The following is a 19039-nucleotide window of genomic DNA, read 5'->3' as shown; positions in this document are numbered from 1 at the left end:
GAAGTGATGGAAATCACAGTTTACAACGAAAGCCTGCTTAAAGTTTCCCGGGAAACCCCTAAATAAGCTGCAAGAAGTGATTTTGGTACTCTTTGTATTAGAGAAGGATGTTTTTCCAAAAGCTGTTCATATCTTTCTTTTATTCCTGTTGTCATTGTTGATATAATGCGTTGCTGAGCCGAAATAAATCCCATATATGCTTTTTCAAGAAAGAAATGTTCCAGTTTGGGAAATGCAGCGCATAATTTCCGGTAATCTTCCAGCTTAAGACATAATACCTCTGTATCCTCCATACATTCCAGAGACATGGTCGCTTTTTTCTTTAGGTAATAAGCTGAAAAATCGGTTTCCCACCAGTCTTCCATTGCAAAGCCGACAATATGTTCTTTTCCGTCTTCATCAGTATAGACCAGCTTCAAAAGACCTTTCAATACAAAATAATTGTATTCTACCGATTCTCCTTCCTGTATTAAAAACTGATGCTTTTTATATTTTTTATAGGTGAAATGTGATGATATTAATTCAAATTCATCATCATCAAGGGGAATAATTTTTTCAATATGGGTTCTTAACTGGTTCAAGGTTCGGAATAATTAAAGTTTTGATTAAGAATACTCAAAAAGGATTCCCGAATATTGGAAATTATATTTTTTGTTCTATTTCTATGACATTCATGCTGATTATGTATTGCGTTCCATACAGATATAAATTTCATTTTCCTTTTCATAGAAGACTTCTATGAAAGGTTCGTCCTGTAATCCGATTTGAAAAAGAAAATCCAGGTCTTCATTCCATTGCATAGGCTCGTCATCTTCAGGCCAGATCATTGCCCAACCTCCTTCATAGGCAAAAATTTCATCATTGGAATACATAGGATGTGAATCCATCCAGAGATCAATGTATTCATCCGGTGCGAAGGCTGCCAAACTGGATAAATCATCTTTATCACCGTCATTTTCAGTAATCCAGGCTTGAATTTTCACGTCACCGTAATGCATTAAAGTTTCAAAAGGCGGATATACCTCTGTTGCCCGTTTAGTTAATGGAATATATTTGCTTGTATCGACAGTTTCTATCATAACCGGGCTGAAACTGAATTCATCATGATCTTCCTTCAATCCCATCCATTGGTCTGCATGCTTTACCACAAAACGTAACGACTCATTTTCACTAGCATAGGCTAGTATTTCATCTGAATCTTGCGCAGATACAAAAAGTAAAACCTTACGGATCAGCGGTTGTGCTTTCTCCCTCAATTGTTCTATATTCATAGGTAATATCAATGGTTTGATTAGACGTACTTTGACTCAAAAATAGGCCATTTTATCGGGTCTTACAACCTTTTAAATACTTAAAATTATACTAAAAAGGGATAATTTTCTTCCAGGTCAGGATGAGTGGTATTTCGGGAAAGGGAAAATCTATGGCCTTTGAAAAGTTTTGCTGGGTTCTTTTTTCTTTCAAAATCTCAGATTCAATTTCTTTAATGGTGGATATTTTAAAAAATATCATCATAAAACGACCATTTTGTGAAATTACTGGTTTAAAAGCTGATCAATCTGTTTGTAAAAAGATTCTTTGCTGTAATCTGCCAACCCTTTATGATGGAGTCTTATTTCGCCCTGCTTATCCAATACTACGGTAGTTGGCAATGTTCCGTCATAGATTTCTTTCGGAATGGAGCCGGCAGGAATCAGAAATGGCAATGTAAAGCCTTTTTCTGTAAGATATTTTTTACCTGATACCGGATTATCGTCGAGATTAACTGTCAGGAAAATAATTTCCGGCTTAGAGCGATACTTTTCATAAAAACGTTGAACAGATGGAAATTCCGCACGACACGGAGGGCACCATGATGCCCAAAAATTGATAAAGACCACTCTTCCTTTTAATTCTGAAAGACTGATCATCTTTCCTTCTTCATTCTGCAGGGTAAAATTATAGGAGCTTGCTGATTCTGTATTTTTCTCTTTAGTCTTTGGTTCGGATATGCTGGAGTTTAGAAATCCGGTAGAGGCCACCTGCCTCATCAGCCATGCTTTGGCATCGGGACTGACAAGTAATATAATAAATACGATCACCAGGATCAGCGTTGACCAGTTGCTTCTGATCCATTTTTTCAGATTCTCCATACTCTTTTCTGACAATTCATTACAGCAATATAAGGCTAATATTCTGATCTAAAGAACCGGTAAAGGGTTTTCAAGAGAAAAAAGCCTTTAAATCCAAAGATTTAAAGGCTTACCTCCACATGTGCTAATTCTTCCGAAAAAAATAGCCCTTCTCCACTCACTTTTAGCATAAATTAAGGATAGTTTTTACTTTCCGACTGAGTGTTTTTAAAGATGTCACATATTATAGTTTATCATGGTAATGCTGTTTGAGAAATTACCTCCCTTTTATTTAGTCTTTTTCTGAACAGGAATAGTAACGAACTGAAAAATAGTAAATAGGCAATATTGAATATCGCTCCACCAACCCATCCTGAATAAGGAAGCGGTAAGAAGCCTTTTAAAGGAATGATCAGCAATGTCAGCACAAAAGGTGTCATTACCGCCATCCATCTCGGAAGGAAAGTTTTATTTAACAGGATACAAACCGCAAATGAAATCCAGCCGACGGCCAAAACACCAATGGCCGCTCCCCAGGCAATATTCAGCATTTTCATAAAACTTTTTCCGGTTTCTAAAAGGTATGGATGGGAAGCAGGATCTGTATGGTAAACCGCTTTATAAATCTCGCCTACGTAAAAGAATCCGGCATGACCTAAAGGAGATAAAACCGCTCCTGCCAATAAAACCCAATACACAAAGATGGCATACCACTTTTGGGTATCTTTAAAAAACTGATACACCAGCCAGGTGGCAGGAAGCAGCAACGGACCGGTGAGAGCGCCGATTAATGCTCCAAACATTAATCTTGGAGTAGATCCTTCCAGCATCAAAGTAGCAAATACAACATCTACCTGATCGGCATATGTTTTTGAAAATAAGGGATAATCAGCCGGGTTCGGATCAAATCCGGCCACAAAAATATCACCGATCAACCAACATACAGATACTGCGATTGCTGCTGCAAAAGACCAGTTTATTTTATTTGAATATTTCATTTTTTGTAATAATTATGTTTCAATCTGATTGTATATCTAGTATCAGATTTGTAAAATATCTTCGATTTTTAAATTATACCAGAATGGCTTAAGTATTATTTTATTCGGCTCCGATTTCTGCATTTTCTTTATGCCGGTCTGCTGCAGATTTGTCTTCTGCAACCCCGGATTTCCAGTAAGAATAGGCATACAACTCTTCCTGTTTCCATTGTTTTTCTTTTCTGAGATAGCTTCGGATCTCTTTGACGGAAGAAAATTCTGCGGCTACATATCCTGAACGTGATTCTTCCGGTAGTATTTGCTGTTTCACAACTTCGGAAAGTTTGCTTCCTTCTTGGGGGTGCTGATTATGTAACCAAATGAAATCAAAGTCTGCAAGGGTCTGCAAGTCCTGTTCGTCTTCTTTACCATGAACTTCAATAATACAGATTCCTTTTGCTGTAGCCGGAAGGTCTTCTAAAATTGCTGCTAATACAGGAATTCCTGTAGCATCCGCTACCAAAAGATAGTTGTCGGCTTTACCATAAAGTTCTGTTTTCCCATCTTTCATCAAGACGCCCAGCAGATCCCCCACTTTTGACTCAATGGCCCATGCAGAAGCAGGACCTTCATCGCCGTGAGCTACAAAATCGATCCAGATTTCATTTTGTTCAAGGTCAATTCCCCGATGGGTATAGGTTCTTATGCTCGGACGCGTTTCTTCAGGTTGTGGCTTCCAAACCATTTTATCATAATCAAATTCCGGAAAGTGGATGGCATTGACTCCTTTAGGTGGAATCAGAATCTTATTGTTAACGCCCACCGTAGTATTGGCTATTGAAGGTACCTGATCTCCGGTCAGAAAAATTCTGATATAGTGTGGAGTTATATATTCTTTTCTGGTCACCGTAAGTTCCGTTTCTATGGCTTTAAAATTTTTCATAATACGATTGTTAGTGAGTAAATCTTCTTGTTATCATTTCTCTTCTGTTCATTCAAATTATACGGGTATGTTATTTTTGATCGCTTTTTGGATGAATTTTCCACGAAAAACAAACTCAATTATTATTAAGAATGATTCTAAATAATCATTACCTTTGTGCAAAAGTAGTGCGTACATTCAGTAGTTTGGGTATGCAAGACGGAATAAAAAGTCCGCAAAAAGGAAATTCTAACTAAAGCAAGACAAATGACATTACGACTATACGATGAAACCTTTGGAAAAGTACTGATGGAAAAGAGTTATCCGAATACCTATTATGAGGATGACGGGGATATCCAGGAATGTATTACTCAGCTTGTTCCCCCTTATGGGAATGGCTTTTATCATGAAATATGTTTTACCAATGTACATATCAGCTTCGGAAATATTGTATTAACCAACCGGTTACAGCTTTATTTTGAGAGCGATTTTGATACGGTAGAAATGCATTTTGCCCTTAAAGGAAAAAGCATGGCCACTTCAGGAAATTTCCAGAAAACAGTAGCATTTGACAGCTATCAGCACAATATCATCTATGCTCACCATATGCAGGGTAAAATGGAATTTGACGGACCGGATATGAATATTCTGGAAATCAATCTCGCTCCTGAGTTTTTTAAAAAGTTTCTTCCTGATCAATCGGGATTGTTTGAAAAATTCAGAAACGCAATTGAAAAACAAAATTCATCCCTGATTCAGCCTGATCACAACCGTATCAGTCTGGAAATGTATCAGATCCTCAACGACATTATCCACTGTGACAGAAAAGGAACTTTCAAACGCATTTATCTTGAAGCGAAGGTAAGTGAGCTTCTTTTGCTTCAGCTGGAACAACTTTTTAATGACAGCTCTTCCCCATCCTCTCTGCAAAAAAAAGATGTGAAAAAGATCTATGCGGTGAGAGATTATATCATCAATAATCTCAGTACCCACTGTTCTCTGAATGATCTTGCTCATCAGGTGGGAACCAATGAATTTACTTTAAAGAAAGGCTTCAAAGAGCTTTTCGGAACTACTGTTTTTGGATTCTGGAATGATATAAAAATGGAACAGGCCAAAAGAATGCTCCTGGACAGCGACCTAAATATCAGCGAAATTTCGGATATCATCGGATACAAAAATCCAAGGCATTTTTCGGCGGCTTTCAAAAGAAAATACCATGTATTGCCGAGCAAAATAGCCAATAAATAGCATTATACATCTTCTACTTTTGTGCTATTGTTCAGAAAAAGAATAAAATTTATCAAAAATGCTTAAATAATTTATTTTTTATAGACACTGTTAAAATAGCGATCAATAAAACAATATTCAATGCATAATATTAATGTTTATGCAACAATCAGGGCTTATCCTTGGATCTAAAGATTTCCAGAAACCCTTTTTTACACGGATTTCTTTCATAATTACAGCTTTAGGTGTAACTAATCCGGTTTCTCTTCAACTAATCGAGCATCAATAAACATAATAAGCATCGAGCAAAGTCTACTACTTTAAACAAAACTAATGCAAACATCCTTTTTAAAAATTACCGCAGCCACCGCTGCGCTCTGTTTCAGTACTTTTGTGCTTGCGCAACAAACCTACTCTGTAAGTGGAACGGTGAAAGATAAAAAAAATGGCGAATTACTGATCGGAGTATCCGTAAAAGTAAGTGAAGATCCCAAGATTAATGTTGTTGCCAATGAGTATGGATTTTACTCTTTATCACTACCGGAAGGCAGCTACACTCTTATTATTTCCAATCCCGGTTACCAGGATTTTGAGCAACAGATTAAAGTTGATCAGAATATAAAAGTTGATTTACCGCTGATCCCTCAGGAGCAAATCTCAAAATCCATTGATGAAGTGGTGATCACGGGTATTAAGAAGGATAAGAATTTAACTTCTGCCCAAATGGGGACAGAGACATTAAGCATTAAAAACATAGAAAAGCTTCCTGTTTTATTTGGAGAAAAAGACGTCATGAAGACGATCCAGCTTTTACCGGGTATTAAAAGCAATGGCGAAGGAAGCAGCGGATTCAGTGTGAGAGGTGGTGCTACCGACCAGAACCTTATTTTGCTGGATGAAGCTCCTGTTTATAATGCCTCTCACCTGCTTGGCTTTTTCAGCACCTTCAACAGTGATGCTTTGAAAGATGCAAGTATCATCAAAGGAAACAGCCCTGCTCAATACGGCGGACGTCTTTCTTCCGTTCTGGATGTTAAAATGAAAGACGGAAATAACCAGGATTATAATGTCAATGGAGGAATTGGGTTGATAAGCAGCAGACTGAGTGTGGAAGGGCCTATTCAGAAGGAAAAATCTTCATTCATTGTTTCGGGAAGAAGAACCTATGCGGATTTATTCCTGAAGACCTCGAACGACTACAAAGACAATAAGTTATATTTTTACGACCTGAATCTGAAAGCCAATTATCAGATCAATGAAAACAACCGACTTTATCTGTCCGGATATTTCGGAAGAGATGTATTGGGATTAGGTAATACATTTTCTACGGACTGGGGGAACACTACAGCTACATTGAGATGGAACAGTATTATCAACAGTAAGTTGTTTTCCAATACATCATTTATTTACAGTGACTACGATTATAAAGTTAGTTTAAAGAGTAATGATAATAATTTTGGTCTAAATTCAAAAATCAAGGACTGGAATCTTAAACAGGATTTTACATGGTTTGCAGGAAATAAGCATTCTGTACGTTTCGGGCTACAGTCTATTTACCATACCATTACTCCAAGTACGGCATCAGGAACCAGTGTAAGCAGCTTCCCTAGAAATCCTAGAAAATCGTGGGAAAATGCGTTATATATTAATGATGATTTTAAAGCTACAGATAAGCTGACCGTTAATTATGGAGCGCGACTTTCTATGTTTAGTGTTTTAGGTGGTGATACTTTTAATACGTATGAAAATGGAGTTCTTACCGACAGCAAATATGTTGAAAAAGGGAAATTCGGAAAAACGTATGTTAATATTGAGCCTAGAATTACAGCAAACTATAGAATCAATGAAGTAAGCAGCGTAAAGGGAGGTTATTCCCGAAATACTCAGAATCTACATCTTTTAAGCAACTCAAGCAGTGGAAATCCTACTGATCAGTGGATTGGAAGCAGCCTGACGGTAAAGCCTGAAATTGCAGATCAGGTGAGTTTGGGATACAGCAGAAATTTCAATAATAACAATTATGAATTGAATGCTGAAGTCTATTATAAATCTATGCAGAATCAGATTGACTTTAAAAATGGTGCTCAGATCACTTTTGATACGGCAGCTGATGTAGAAAGTGAATTGTTATTTGGTAAAGGAAGAGCTTACGGACTGGAACTTATTGCAAAAAAGAAAAGTGGAAGGCTTACCGGATGGATCTCCTATACCCTGTCTAAAACTGAAAGAAAGATTAACGGGATCAACGATAATCAATGGTATAATGCAAGAATGGACAAAACTCATGATCTGTCTATTGTTGCTACTTATCAATTGAATCCAAAATGGTCTCTTTCAGGATTATTCGTTTACAGTACAGGAAATGCAGTGACATTTCCTACCGGAAAATATGAGCTGAACGGACAAACGGTCTTCCAGTACAGCAGCCGAAATGCCGACCGTATGCCGGCATATCACAGAATGGATGTAAGTGCAACCTACGAACCTTCTTCCAACAAGCGTTTCCGTGGATCATGGACTTTCGGAATCTATAACCTGTATGGCCGTGAAAATGCCTATGTTATTAATTTCGAAGACAATCCTAACAATCCGGGAACAACCCGTGCTATGCAGACTTCGTTATTCCGTTGGATTCCTAACATCACTTACAATTTCAAATTTTAAATCATGAAAAATACTTTTCTTATTATATTATCCCTGTTTTTAGTCACTTCATGTCAGAAGGAGATCAATCTTGATCTGGATGATCAAAGTGGAAAAATAGTCATTGAAGGCAATATAACCGATCAGACAGGTCCTTATATTGTTAGAATTACAAAATCGGTAGCATTTACAAAACAGAATCAATACCCCGCAGTAGCAGGTGCACAGGTTGTTGTAAGTGATAATACCGGGCAGACTGAAACGTTACAGTATGTGGGGAATGGCCAATATCAAACGACCTCATTTGTGGGGGCACCGGGAAAAACATATACTCTTAAAGTACAAGCCGAAGGGCAGCAATATACAGCTCAGAGCACAATGCCACAACCGGTTGATTTTGAAGGTTTATCACAGGATTCTTTTAAATTTGGGGATAAAACCAGCTATACTCTTTTGCCAATTTTCACCGACCCGTCTGTCTTAGGAAATCGTTATCTATTTTCTTTTACAATCAATAATTTATCTAAAAAATATATCAATGTATTTTCTGATAATCTTAATAACGGATTGCCTAACCAACGACCTTTAATACTTCCCAATGATGATAATGACGGTGCGGATCATGAAGTTAAACCTGGAGATACCATTCATGTGGAGATGCAAAGTATTGATAATAATATTTTTACTTTTTACAGCGCTCTTCTTGATCTTTCAGGTGCAGGTGGTGGTGTAACGCCTTCCAATCCTCCAAGCAATATCAGCAACGGAGCTTTAGGATATTTTTCTGCTCATACGGAGAGTACAAAAAGTTTTGTGATTCAATAAAGATTACAATATTTTGTTAAAAAAAGGCTGTTCAGGAAATCCTGAACAGCCTTTTTCATATAGCTTATTTTTTTTAATAGGTAATTCGTCTTTTAAACTAATAATGTACTGATACTTTCAAAAATCTCTTTCTTTGAGCTTTCAAATATTTCTCCACCAAACTCTTCATTATCTAAAGACAGGATGGTTATATCTTTTACTCCCATGATCCCAAAAATAAATTTCAAATAAGTGGTCTGAAAATTCATGTGTTCATTTTTTTCATTCTCTCCATAACCGGTATCTCCCCTGCTTGACAATATAAACATCTTTTTATTTTCAAGTAAACCTACGTAATCACCATCCGGAACTCCTGACCTGAATTTCCAGGTTTCTTTGTACCTCATAACCTGGTCTATATACGATTTTAATCCACTGGGAACAGACCAGTTATACATCGGCGTAGCAATGATGTATATGTCATGCTCTTTCAACTCTTTCACCAGCTCATCACTGAGCCTCAATGCTTTTTGATGAACTTCAGTCCTGTCCGTTGGTTTTATAAAAGCTCCTGCAATCCAGGACTCATCAATACCCGGAATTATTTCAGTTCCAACCTCCCGGTAAGTAATCAGATCCTGATGATTTTTTACTTTCCAGTTTTCAACAAAAAACTGTGAAAGCTTTCTACTATAAGACCTTTCATTTCTAACGCTTGCGTTAATAATCAATACTTTTTTCATTTGCTTCGTTATTATTATGAAGCAAAATTCCTTATTATTACACGTAAAAAAATTGATCTAGTTCAAGATGATTTATATTTTTTTCGTAATCTACTGATAAATTCAGCAGACACTCCTAAATAGGAAGCTATAGCATATTGAGGAACTTTGGAAGCAATACTGGGATAAGTCTCTAAAAAATCGAAATACCTGTACTCTGCATCATATATATTATTATAAATGATCCTTTTTTGTAAGGTACCCAGATATCCTTCCAATATAATCCTGAAATATCTTTCCAATTGTGGAATTTCGCGTAAAAGCTGCTGAAAAGAATGGTAATTAATCTGTAAAACCGTTGTTTTTTCCAACGCTTGTATATTATAAACAGAGGCTTTCTGTCTTGAAAAACTATTGATATCAGAAGCCCACCAATCATCCATGGAGAAATAAAGAATTTCTTCGTTTCCGTTTTCAGCATTGATATAATATGCTTTTAATAACCCTGAAACCACGTAATTGTCATACCGGCAAATATCTCCGTTTCTCAAGAGATATTCACCTTTTTCCCATGTTTTTTCAACCCAGAAATCTTCAAATATTGCAATTTCTGCTGGTGTTAAACTTACAAACCTGGAGATATTTTTTATGAGAGCGTGGTGTTTCATAGATGTGATTTACTTAGTTATTCCTTTAACAAAATTAAAAGAATATTCTCATGTTCATAACAGTGATTAACCTTTTTTAGACCCTTACTATAGGAATTAAAAGGACGATTGGCCAGTACAATTTAAAAGGCGGGCTTTTCATGCTTTTGGAGCATACTGAACTGATCGCGAAGCCTCGTCATCGGCGCTTCATAAAATTTATAGATGACCGTAGAAAATAAAAAGGTAATTCCCCAATACAGAGTATACATCACCGGAATTATGATGTTATAATTCTTAGTAAAGCTTGTCCATGGAATGCTGTATAGGATCATATTCTTAATTAAAGTCATATGAATAAGATACATTGAATAGGATAAGATACTGATGATGGTGATTATTTTTCCGATGGCGTATTTTCTATCTTTTAAAGTGGTTAAATAAGGAAGTAGCAGTAAAGTACCTAAAGATGTCAGGCTAAATTCAAAAATGATTTTATAAAGACCGGTCAGATCTGGGAACGTATTGCTCAGAGAGAGGTACTTTTGCAATGCGAATATCCCAATCCCGGTCAGAAATAAATAACGTGGGATTAAATTCCAGTATTTGAGATAATAATAATTGATATAGGCTCCTATAACACCATACATAATGCTGTCCAGTCTGAAAATAACGATATGATGAAATGTCCGTGCTTTTTCTTCATCATGATCCAGGCAAATAGTATATCTTAAAAAAGTGACACCACAAATTACAATACATACAACAACAGGAATCGAAATTTTAGGTTGTAGTTTAAAAACAAGGATTAATAAAAAAATAAAAGACGGTATCAATATATAAAACCATTCCTCTACGCTTAAGCTCCATGCTTCAGGAAAGTACAAATATGGAATGTGAAAAAAATTCTGAATAAAAAAGTAATACCTGCTCATTTTATAAAATGTAAAGGATTCTTCTTTAATACTATAACAAATTACCAAAATCGATAGTATCAGGAAATAAGTGGGTAAAGTACGAAACCACCTTCTGATCCAAAAATCCAATAATAGCCTGAAACTGACTTTATTATTTTCTACCTGTTTAATTAAAATTTTGCCGATCAATAATCCACTGAGAACAAAAAAGACCGTTACCCCATCAAACTGTATATAGTTGTGCAACTCTACAATCTTTGGGGGAAACATAAATTTACCGTGATCAATAATGACTACGATAATTGCAAAAGCCCGCAAAATATCCAATCCGAAAATTCGGTCGTTGGCCAGTTCTTTTGAAAATAAAAAATAGGGATTAATTAAATTAATCAGGTTTAATTTTTTTTTCATGGATGATTATTTAGGAAAATCTGTAAACAGGTACATTTCAAATATGAATGTTATATAGAATTAGCTAAGACTGCAGATGTAATTGCAAAAGGCAGTGGAACTTTCCAGACATGTTTTAAAGCTTTCAAATGGGTCATTTTACGATTATCATTACATGGCAAATAAAAATAAATCTGACCTGTTTTTTTTTAATATATATGAAAAAATGTCTGATGGACCGGACAATATTCAGCTAAAGCACAAACAGAAAAACCGCCTTCAACAATAGTGAAGGCGGCCAATGGAAATGTACGAATAAATTGATATTAAAATCCTGATTCCATTATTTTCAGGAGTTCTGTCTGCAGGATCACATCATTTTTGCTATTGATCAGATTATAATTGGCCTGGAGCCATCCGTTCCGGACAATAAAAAATGAATATGCATCGATTAATCCCTCTTTATATTTCTCTTCAGATTTCTGAAATGAGCGTTTTTGATTTTCAAAGTTGGCATCCAACAGATTATATTTTTCCTGAGCGTTTAAAAACTGAGCTCTGATAGAATTGATATTTTGGGTAAGATCATTGATGATCAATTCTTTGTCGTATCTCGAATTAATGACATTTAATTTTGCAAGTTCTACATTGGTTTTCACCTGTAGCTTATTAAAAACAGGAATGTTAAGCCCAAAAAATACAGACTGATTCTTGTTTTGGGAAAGCTGATCAGAAAAACTCATGTTGAAACTGCTATCTTTTCCCAGCACTTTATTATAAAAAGTAGACCAGCTGTAGCTTCCGTTTAAAGTGGGCAGGTACCCTGCTTTTGCAACGTCTTCTTTCTTTTCCTGTGCCTTAATTTCTGCAATCACAGATTGGTAAGCAGGGTTTTTCTCCAATAATTTTTTTGTAAAATCAGGATCGTGGAATTCTGCTTCAGAAGAAAGTGTATCACTATTCATCACAAAATCCATGGAATCCTGAGTAACTGATAACGCATTCAGCAAATTTATTTTCGCCTGATCACGCTGGTTTTTAGCAGACACCCACTGCTCCTGCAACGTCCCCAGATTTGCTTTAATATCATAAACATCGCTTTTAGGCCTGTTTCCGATTTCTACTTCTTTTTCAGTACGTTTGATCTGATCCTGTATCCCGGATATCTGGGTTTCCAGCACTTCAAGCCAGCTTCTGCTGTTCTGGTAGGCAAAAAACATTTGAATGACATTCAGTTTTACCTTATTCTGAGCTAATTTAAGCTTATAGGTGCTGGTTTCCTTATTCAATTTAGATAAAGAAATATCCAGGATATTTTTCCAGTTAAAAAGGTTCCAGTCTGCCTGAGCAGTAAGCTGATCATACTGTGTATTAAGCGCCTCCCTCTGATTGCTTAACTGATTAATGGAAGAACCAAAACTATAGGTGTGCTTCACCTCTGCTCCTACTGAAGGCAACAGCATTCCTTTGGCCCCGGTAATCAATTTATCATTTTTTGTTACATTCACCGTAGCCTGCTTAATTAATGGATGATGCGAAGATGCATAGTCGAGACATTGTTGCAGGTTCCATGTTTGCTGTGCCGGAAAAAGGCCAACAAAAAATAGAAAAATGAAATTTTTCATGAGTACGTTCTGATTTAAATAATTAAAAATTGAGATGAGCGATGAACCCGGTTACTCATACTTCAGGTATTTTATAAGATCCACTTTGGTTGCTTTATATGCTTTGATACTTACTACTGCAAAGGTAAGCGCCAGCAATACCAGGAAACTGACCACAAACGGCCAAACCGGCATATCAATTCTGTAGGCAAAATCTTTCAGCCATTCATCCATCAGAAAATAACAGATCGGAATGCTTATCAGTACAGCAATTACAGTAATCCAGAGGAACTGGCGGGTTAATCCGAAGACAAGGGTACGATCTGAGGCACCTAATGTTTTCCGAATCGCCACGTCTTTCAATTTTTGCTCAATCATCAGGGAAGAAAGGGCAAATAATCCCAATAATGCCACCATCAGTACCATCGCATTCAGAATGGTAAACAAAGTCTGTTGCTTTTGATAGACTTCAAAAGTTTTTGCAAATTTCTGATCGATAAAATAATAGTCAAAAGGAGAGCCCGGTTCCACCGATTTTCCCCAGAGCTGTTTTATTCTGTTAACCGTTCCTTCAATATCATCCGGTTTTATTTTCACCTGAATATTGTAGACATTGAATCTTTTCCAAGGGGTTTGTTTATAATGAAAAAACATAACCGGTTCTACGTTGTATTTAAGACTTTTAAGATTAAAATCTTTTACAATTCCCACCACCTTATATTTTTTTCCATTATCAAATCCGGGATAAAGTTCGCGTTGAAAAATCTGATCATCCGTCCAGCCAAATTTCTTTACAAATGCCTCATTGACAATAATTGTATTGATGGTATCAGAAGCAAGGTTAGGATTCAACCAACGTCCTTTCAATAATTTCACCCCCATAAACTGAAGATAATTATAATCCATAGACCCACTTTCTGCATTAATACTTTCCTTCTGATAATCGATATTAGAACTACTTTTCTGCCCGCCTACAACAGCCTCTCCATAAGAAACCTCTTCTACTCCGTTGATTTTTGAAATTTCTGTTTTAAGACGTTCATATCGCAACCATGACTTAGGAACGGTTTCATTGAAATAAATCAGTATAATCTGTTTTCCGTTAAATCCAAGATCCTTATTCATCATATGTTTAACCTGACTGTGTACAATGAGCCCTCCAATGATAAAAAATGAAGAAATAATAAGCTGCAGCGTAAGGATTCCGTTTCTAAGCCAGACGCCATGTCTGCTTCGGGAAAAATTTCCCTTCAGGGTTTCAATCGCTTTAAAATTAGAAAGATAAAAAGCAGGAATTAACCCGGACAATAAGGTGACCACAATAACCATTGCAAAAGAATATGCATAGATATGCCAATCGTTTAATTGTATTTCCTTATTAAAAAATTTATTAAAAGTAGGAAGCAAGAGCTCCGTAAGTGCCAAAGACAACACATAGGCGAGCACACAGATGATGAACGTTTCTAAAAAGAACTGTATCATTAACGAAAGTTTTGTTCCTCCGAGTGCTTTTCTTACTCCCACTTCTTTGGCTCTTTGTGATGCTTCTGCTGTTTTCAGATTGATAAAATTAATTGCAGATAAGACAACAATCAGAACCGACAGGGAGAAGAGGATCATGATTGTTCTGAAATCTCCTGCTCCAAACCAGGATGCTTTTGCATGGAGCTTAAGCTGATCTAAAGGAATAAGAAATGCCACATTAGGTCCATAAAGATAAGAAAACTGCTGGGCACTCATCCCCGATGTTTTCGCAGAAATAGCGGCTCTCTGTTCAAGAATTTCTTTAAATTTTTTTTCAAAAACTGAAGGATCAACTCCTTTTTTAAGCATAAAAAAACATCCGTAATTGAAATTATTCCATTGAGTTTTATCATATTCAAACCGTTCTGCGGGCTTGAAAATAAACTCCGGTTTGATCTGGCTATTCCCTTCAGAAATCTCATAAACAGCGGTAACATTATAGATTTTATCATCAAATTTTATTGACTCACCGGCAGCATTCGCTGTTCCAAATAATTTCATAGCCGCCTGCCTTGAAATAGCAATGGAGGTATTTGATTTCAGAGCATCCTTTGCATTGCCTGATATAATTTTATAAGGAAAAAAATTAAAGAAGCTTTCTGAGGTAGCAAAACCTCCTTGTTGGAAAGTCGTCGTATATTTTGTGGTCATCTTGGCTCCGATATTAGAACCGCTGAACAAAAGGTAATCTTCAACTTCAGGAATTTTTTCCGATGCAGTAAAGGCTAGCGGATAAGAAATATTTTCTCCGTAAAAATGTATTCTTTTATACAGACTCTGAAAAGCATAAATCTGATCTTTTTTGGGATTCCGTTTCTCATAAGATTCCTCGTCATTCCAGTGCATCAGGATCAGCATAAATCCGGTAAGACCTACGGTGAGTCCAAACAGATTGATAAAGGTAGACAGTCTGTTCTTTTTATAATTGATTAAGGCAATTTTAAGCCAATTGGTAAGCATCATAATAGTATTATAATTAATGGTATTTATTTAAATGCTCCGGCATCGGCTTTTGCGAAGACATCTTTTCTTTCGGAAGCATGCTCTTCATTAAAAATCTGACCGTCTTTCATGTTGATAATCCGCGAAGCAAAGCCGGCATCGTATGAAGAGTGCGTAACCATGACGATGGTAGATCCTTCTCTGTGAAGTTCTGCCAGGAGGTTCATCACCTCATTTCCGTTGGAGCTGTCCAGATTTCCTGTAGGTTCATCGGCAAGAATCAGTTTAGGTTTAGTCACCAATGCCCTTGCTACTGCTGCTCTTTGCTGCTGACCTCCGGAAAGCTGCTGTGGATAATGCTTTGCACGGTGAGCAATATTGATCTTTTCCATAATTTCTTCTACTTTTCTTTTTCTTTCAGCAGGAGAAACGCCATTGTAAATCAGGGGCAGTTCAATATTTTCATAGACGGTCAACTCATCAATCAGGTTAAAATTCTGGAAAATAAATCCTATATTTTTTTTACGGACATCCGATTTTTTTCTTTCACTCAGTCCTGTCATTTCGGCTTCTTCAAATTGGTAAGAGCCTGCTGAGGCTGCATCCAGAAGTCCGAGAATATTTAAAAAAGTAGATTTACCACAGCCTGAAGGTCCCATTATGGCAAGAAATTCACCTTCTTTTATGCTCAGGCTTACCTCATGTAAGGCGTGAGTCTGCACCTCTTCTGCTTTGTATATTTTTGAAAGATTATGTATATTGATCATGATAGTGTCTGTTTGTTGTTATCGTTAATTAATTTTGTTTTTAAAAATTAAGAGAAAAAATTAAAAATATTCATCATTTTACTTTTTAATATCGAGCATTTCATATTTTTTGAGATCTGAATAATCTGAAGTAATAACAGTTTCTCCAGCTTTCAGTCCTGAAACCACCTCATAGTAAAGCGGATTCTCTCTTCCCAGACTGATTGCTCTTTTTTCTGCTTTATTTCCTTTGACTACAAAGATCCACTTTCCATTCGTATCTTTTGAAAAATTTCCTTTAGGAATCATAATACTGCGGGTATCTGCAGAAAGTTTGAGCTTCAATCCAAAAGTCATCCCTATTTTCAGATTTTCAGGCTTCTTTTCTGTAAAATTAAGCTCTGCCAGAAACTGACCGTCCTTTACTTCAGGCAGAATTTTGGTGATGATGACTTCATAGGATTTATCATTATTATCAAGTACTCCTTTTACTCCATTCTGAAGCTTATTGATATAATATTCATCCACCTTGGCCACCAGTTTATACCCATCCATCAGATCAACTTTTCCGATACTCCGCCCGCTGGTAAGGTTTTCGCCCAATGAAATAGCAAATGAGGACAGCCTTCCTGAAGCCGGAGCCATGATCAGAAAATTATTTTTATTGGAACGTAAAATCTGAAGACTTTTATCCATCTGGCCTATTGATGTATTGATCGCCGACATCTGCGCATTTCTTGAATTCTTTTCTGTCGAGAACCCTTTTTCAATAATTGATTTTCTTTGTTTCTGATAGGTCAGATTCTGCACACTGATGTCATAGTCTGTTTTTTTTCCAATCTCCGCATCGTAGAGCCTTTTCTGTAAGTTAAAATTCTGAAGTGCCGTATTATAGTCATTTTGAGCCTGTAACAATTCCTTATCTTGTACCAGTTCCTGATTTTTCAGCTCAAGAAGAGTACTTCTCATCTGGCTGATCTGCTGCATGACACCCGTCTCCTGATTCATATAACTGAATTCCGTATTAGGATTATACACTCTTGCAATGGGCTGACCCTTGGTAAGCATTTGCCCGTCTTCTGCAAAAATCTCCTTTACAGCTCCTCCTTCCAGAACATTGACTAATGAAGAATTAAGCGATTGAGTTTGTGCTGTTACCATCAGCATATCTTCAAACTTCCCTTGCGTAACCTGATCGGTTTGAATATCTTCAGCAGAGATATTATATGTTTTTTTCTGTTTATTGAAATACATACCGGATAGTATGACTAACACTAATATGACCAATCCGATTAAAACAAATTTTAATTTCGATTTCTTTTTTACTATTTTCGTATCCATATTAAAGATAACTCATTTTATTACAATGGATTACACAAGGCAAGTGCCAGAAAAATATAAACCTGTAAGTCCTTGAAAATCTGTGACCCTATCTTGAATACCCTTCCAACAACTGTTCATTACCGGACACTTTTTGTTCGAAAACGAACAGTTTTAACAGTAAATAGTATATTATGCGCAAAAAAGAAGCTCATATTTTGATCGTAGATGATGACGAAGATATTCTGTTCTCGGCAAGAGTCTGGTTAAAAAAGTTTTTCTCAGTGGTAAGCTGTCTGAGTAAACCGGCTGAAATAGTAAAATTTATAGTTGAAAATCAGATTGATGCCGTAGTATTGGATATGAACTTCCGGAAAGGTTTTGAAAACGGACAGGACGGCCTATACTGGATGAACGAAATCAAAACCCTCGAACCACAACTCCCGATTATTCTGATGACGGCCTACGGCGAAGTAGAACTGGCGGTGGAAGCTTTAAAAAACGGGGCTTCAGATTTTATTCTAAAACCCTGGAATAATGAAAAATTGTATGCCTCAGTGAGTCTGGCCGTAGATATTTCACGAAAAAATAAAAAGCTCAGTCAATGGGAAAATGTAAACCAGAAAAATAATCAGTATCAGCTGGAAAGTCACTCCCTGAAAATGAAAGAGGTACTTGAACAGATTAAAAAGGTGGCTCCTACTGATGCCAATGTCTTATTATTGGGTGAAAACGGAACTGGAAAATTTGTACTTGCGGAATCCATCCACGAGCAATCGGAAAGGAAAAATCAACCGTTTGTACATATTGACTTGGGAAGTATTTCGGAGAGTCTTTTTGAATCTGAGCTTTTCGGATATAAAAAAGGAGCATTTACGGATGCCCATCAGGATTATGCCGGAAAAATTGAAAATGCCCAAAATGGAACCGTCTTTCTTGATGAGATTGGAAACCTGCCACTCCACCTTCAGACAAAATTATTAAGCCTGATTCAAAATAGAAAATTGTCCAGGCTTGGAGAATCCAAAGAACGAATACTGGATGTACGTTTTATTTTTGCTACCAATGAAAATTTAAAAAAGGCAGTTGCTGAAAACCGTTTTCGTCAGGATTTATATTACAGAATCAATACGGTGGAAATTCAAATTCCGGCATTACGGGAAAGACCGGAAGATATAGCATTGCTGGCCCAATATTTTTTGGATCGTTATAAACAAAAGTATCATAAACCCAATCTGGAACTTACAGATGATCTGTTGACAGCGCTCGCCCATTTTCCGTGGCCGGGAAATATCCGGGAACTGGACCACTGTCTGGAAAGAAGTGTTATCTTGTCCAATGAAAATAAATTTCAGTTATTAATCCCTCAGCTGGAAGAACAGGAAAGCACAATAACCAATCTCAATATTGAAGAAATGGAAGAAGTACTGATTAAAAAAGCTTTAAAAAAACATACAGGAAATATTTCTCTGGCCGCAGAAGCGTTAGGTCTTTCAAGAGCTGCCCTGTACAGAAGAATGGAAAAATTTGGATTATAAAA

General features: G+C 36.6%; 16 protein-coding genes. 4 read left to right on the top strand and 12 right to left on the bottom strand.

The window, feature by feature from the left end; translation table 11 throughout:
- Positions 1-20: 20 nt before the first annotated feature.
- The 5 genes from EG342_RS15285 to EG342_RS15265 form a co-directional block, all read right to left on the bottom strand.
- Positions 21-581, bottom strand: coding sequence for a Crp/Fnr family transcriptional regulator (locus EG342_RS15285; RefSeq protein ID WP_103293320.1), 561 nt, complete (start codon positions 579-581; stop codon positions 21-23).
- A 99-nt stretch (positions 582-680) separates the two neighbouring features.
- Entirely contained in the window at positions 681-1271 is a 591-nt protein-coding gene (locus EG342_RS15280; protein WP_103293321.1) for a hypothetical protein, read from the bottom strand.
- A 264-nt stretch (positions 1272-1535) separates the two neighbouring features.
- Positions 1536-2132, bottom strand: a complete 597-nt coding sequence (locus tag EG342_RS15275; protein WP_103293322.1) for a TlpA family protein disulfide reductase — start codon at positions 2130-2132, stop codon at positions 1536-1538.
- 233 nt (positions 2133-2365) lie between these two features.
- Positions 2366-3109 (bottom strand): DUF6796 family protein, encoded by a 744-nt coding sequence (locus EG342_RS15270; protein WP_103293323.1) that lies wholly within the window; start codon positions 3107-3109, stop codon positions 2366-2368.
- A 100-nt stretch (positions 3110-3209) separates the two neighbouring features.
- Positions 3210-4031, bottom strand: a complete 822-nt coding sequence (locus EG342_RS15265; RefSeq protein ID WP_103293324.1) for a siderophore-interacting protein — start codon at positions 4029-4031, stop codon at positions 3210-3212.
- 246 nt (positions 4032-4277) lie between these two features.
- On the opposite strand from EG342_RS15265, the gene EG342_RS15260 reads away from it, so the two are divergent.
- The 3 genes from EG342_RS15260 (at position 4278) to EG342_RS15250 (ending at position 8708) form a co-directional block, all read left to right on the top strand.
- Entirely contained in the window at positions 4278-5261 is a 984-nt protein-coding gene (locus tag EG342_RS15260; protein WP_103293325.1) for a helix-turn-helix transcriptional regulator, read from the top strand.
- 312 nt (positions 5262-5573) lie between these two features.
- A complete protein-coding gene (locus tag EG342_RS15255) occupies positions 5574-7904 on the top strand; it encodes a TonB-dependent receptor (protein ID WP_103293326.1) in 2331 nt (776 codons plus the stop codon).
- A 3-nt stretch (positions 7905-7907) separates the two neighbouring features.
- On the top strand, positions 7908-8708 hold the full coding sequence (locus EG342_RS15250; protein WP_103293327.1) for a DUF4249 domain-containing protein: 801 nt from the start codon (positions 7908-7910) through the stop codon (positions 8706-8708).
- Between the two features lie 92 nt (positions 8709-8800).
- Here the strand turns inward: EG342_RS15250 and EG342_RS15245 are convergent, their stop codons facing one another.
- The 7 genes from EG342_RS15245 to EG342_RS15215 form a co-directional block, all read right to left on the bottom strand.
- Positions 8801-9430, bottom strand: a complete 630-nt coding sequence (locus EG342_RS15245; protein ID WP_103293328.1) for an FMN-dependent NADH-azoreductase — start codon at positions 9428-9430, stop codon at positions 8801-8803.
- Between the two features lie 62 nt (positions 9431-9492).
- The gene (locus tag EG342_RS15240; RefSeq protein ID WP_103293329.1) at positions 9493-10077 is read right to left on the bottom strand and encodes a Crp/Fnr family transcriptional regulator; all 585 of its coding nucleotides are present in this window, start codon (positions 10075-10077) and stop codon (positions 9493-9495) included.
- Positions 10078-10199: 122 nt separating this feature from the next.
- Complete coding sequence (locus tag EG342_RS15235; protein WP_103293330.1) at positions 10200-11384, bottom strand: acyltransferase family protein; 1185 nt, start codon at positions 11382-11384, stop codon at positions 10200-10202.
- A 305-nt stretch (positions 11385-11689) separates the two neighbouring features.
- Positions 11690-12988, bottom strand: a complete 1299-nt coding sequence (locus tag EG342_RS15230) for a TolC family protein (RefSeq protein WP_103293331.1) — start codon at positions 12986-12988, stop codon at positions 11690-11692.
- Between the two features lie 51 nt (positions 12989-13039).
- Positions 13040-15454 (bottom strand): ABC transporter permease, encoded by a 2415-nt coding sequence (locus EG342_RS15225; protein WP_246008631.1) that lies wholly within the window; start codon positions 15452-15454, stop codon positions 13040-13042.
- Between the two features lie 23 nt (positions 15455-15477).
- Positions 15478-16200: an ABC transporter ATP-binding protein gene (locus EG342_RS15220; RefSeq protein WP_103293332.1), complete on the bottom strand. Its 723-nt coding sequence runs from the start codon at positions 16198-16200 to the stop codon at positions 15478-15480.
- A 78-nt stretch (positions 16201-16278) separates the two neighbouring features.
- Entirely contained in the window at positions 16279-17520 is a 1242-nt protein-coding gene (locus tag EG342_RS15215) for an efflux RND transporter periplasmic adaptor subunit (RefSeq protein ID WP_103293333.1), read from the bottom strand.
- A 173-nt stretch (positions 17521-17693) separates the two neighbouring features.
- Between EG342_RS15215 and EG342_RS15210 the strand changes: the two genes are divergently transcribed.
- Positions 17694-19037 carry a sigma-54-dependent transcriptional regulator gene (locus tag EG342_RS15210; RefSeq protein WP_103293334.1) on the top strand — a complete coding sequence of 448 codons (1344 nt, stop codon included), beginning with the start codon at positions 17694-17696 and terminating at the stop codon, positions 19035-19037.
- The last annotated feature ends 2 nt before the right edge of the window (positions 19038-19039 follow it).

It is taken from the genome of Chryseobacterium lactis, assembly GCF_003815875.1.
Lineage (GTDB): Bacteria > Bacteroidota > Bacteroidia > Flavobacteriales > Weeksellaceae > Chryseobacterium > Chryseobacterium lactis.
The sequence above is the reverse complement of the archived record's forward strand: the minus strand, read 5'-3'. Positions and strand labels throughout refer to the sequence as shown.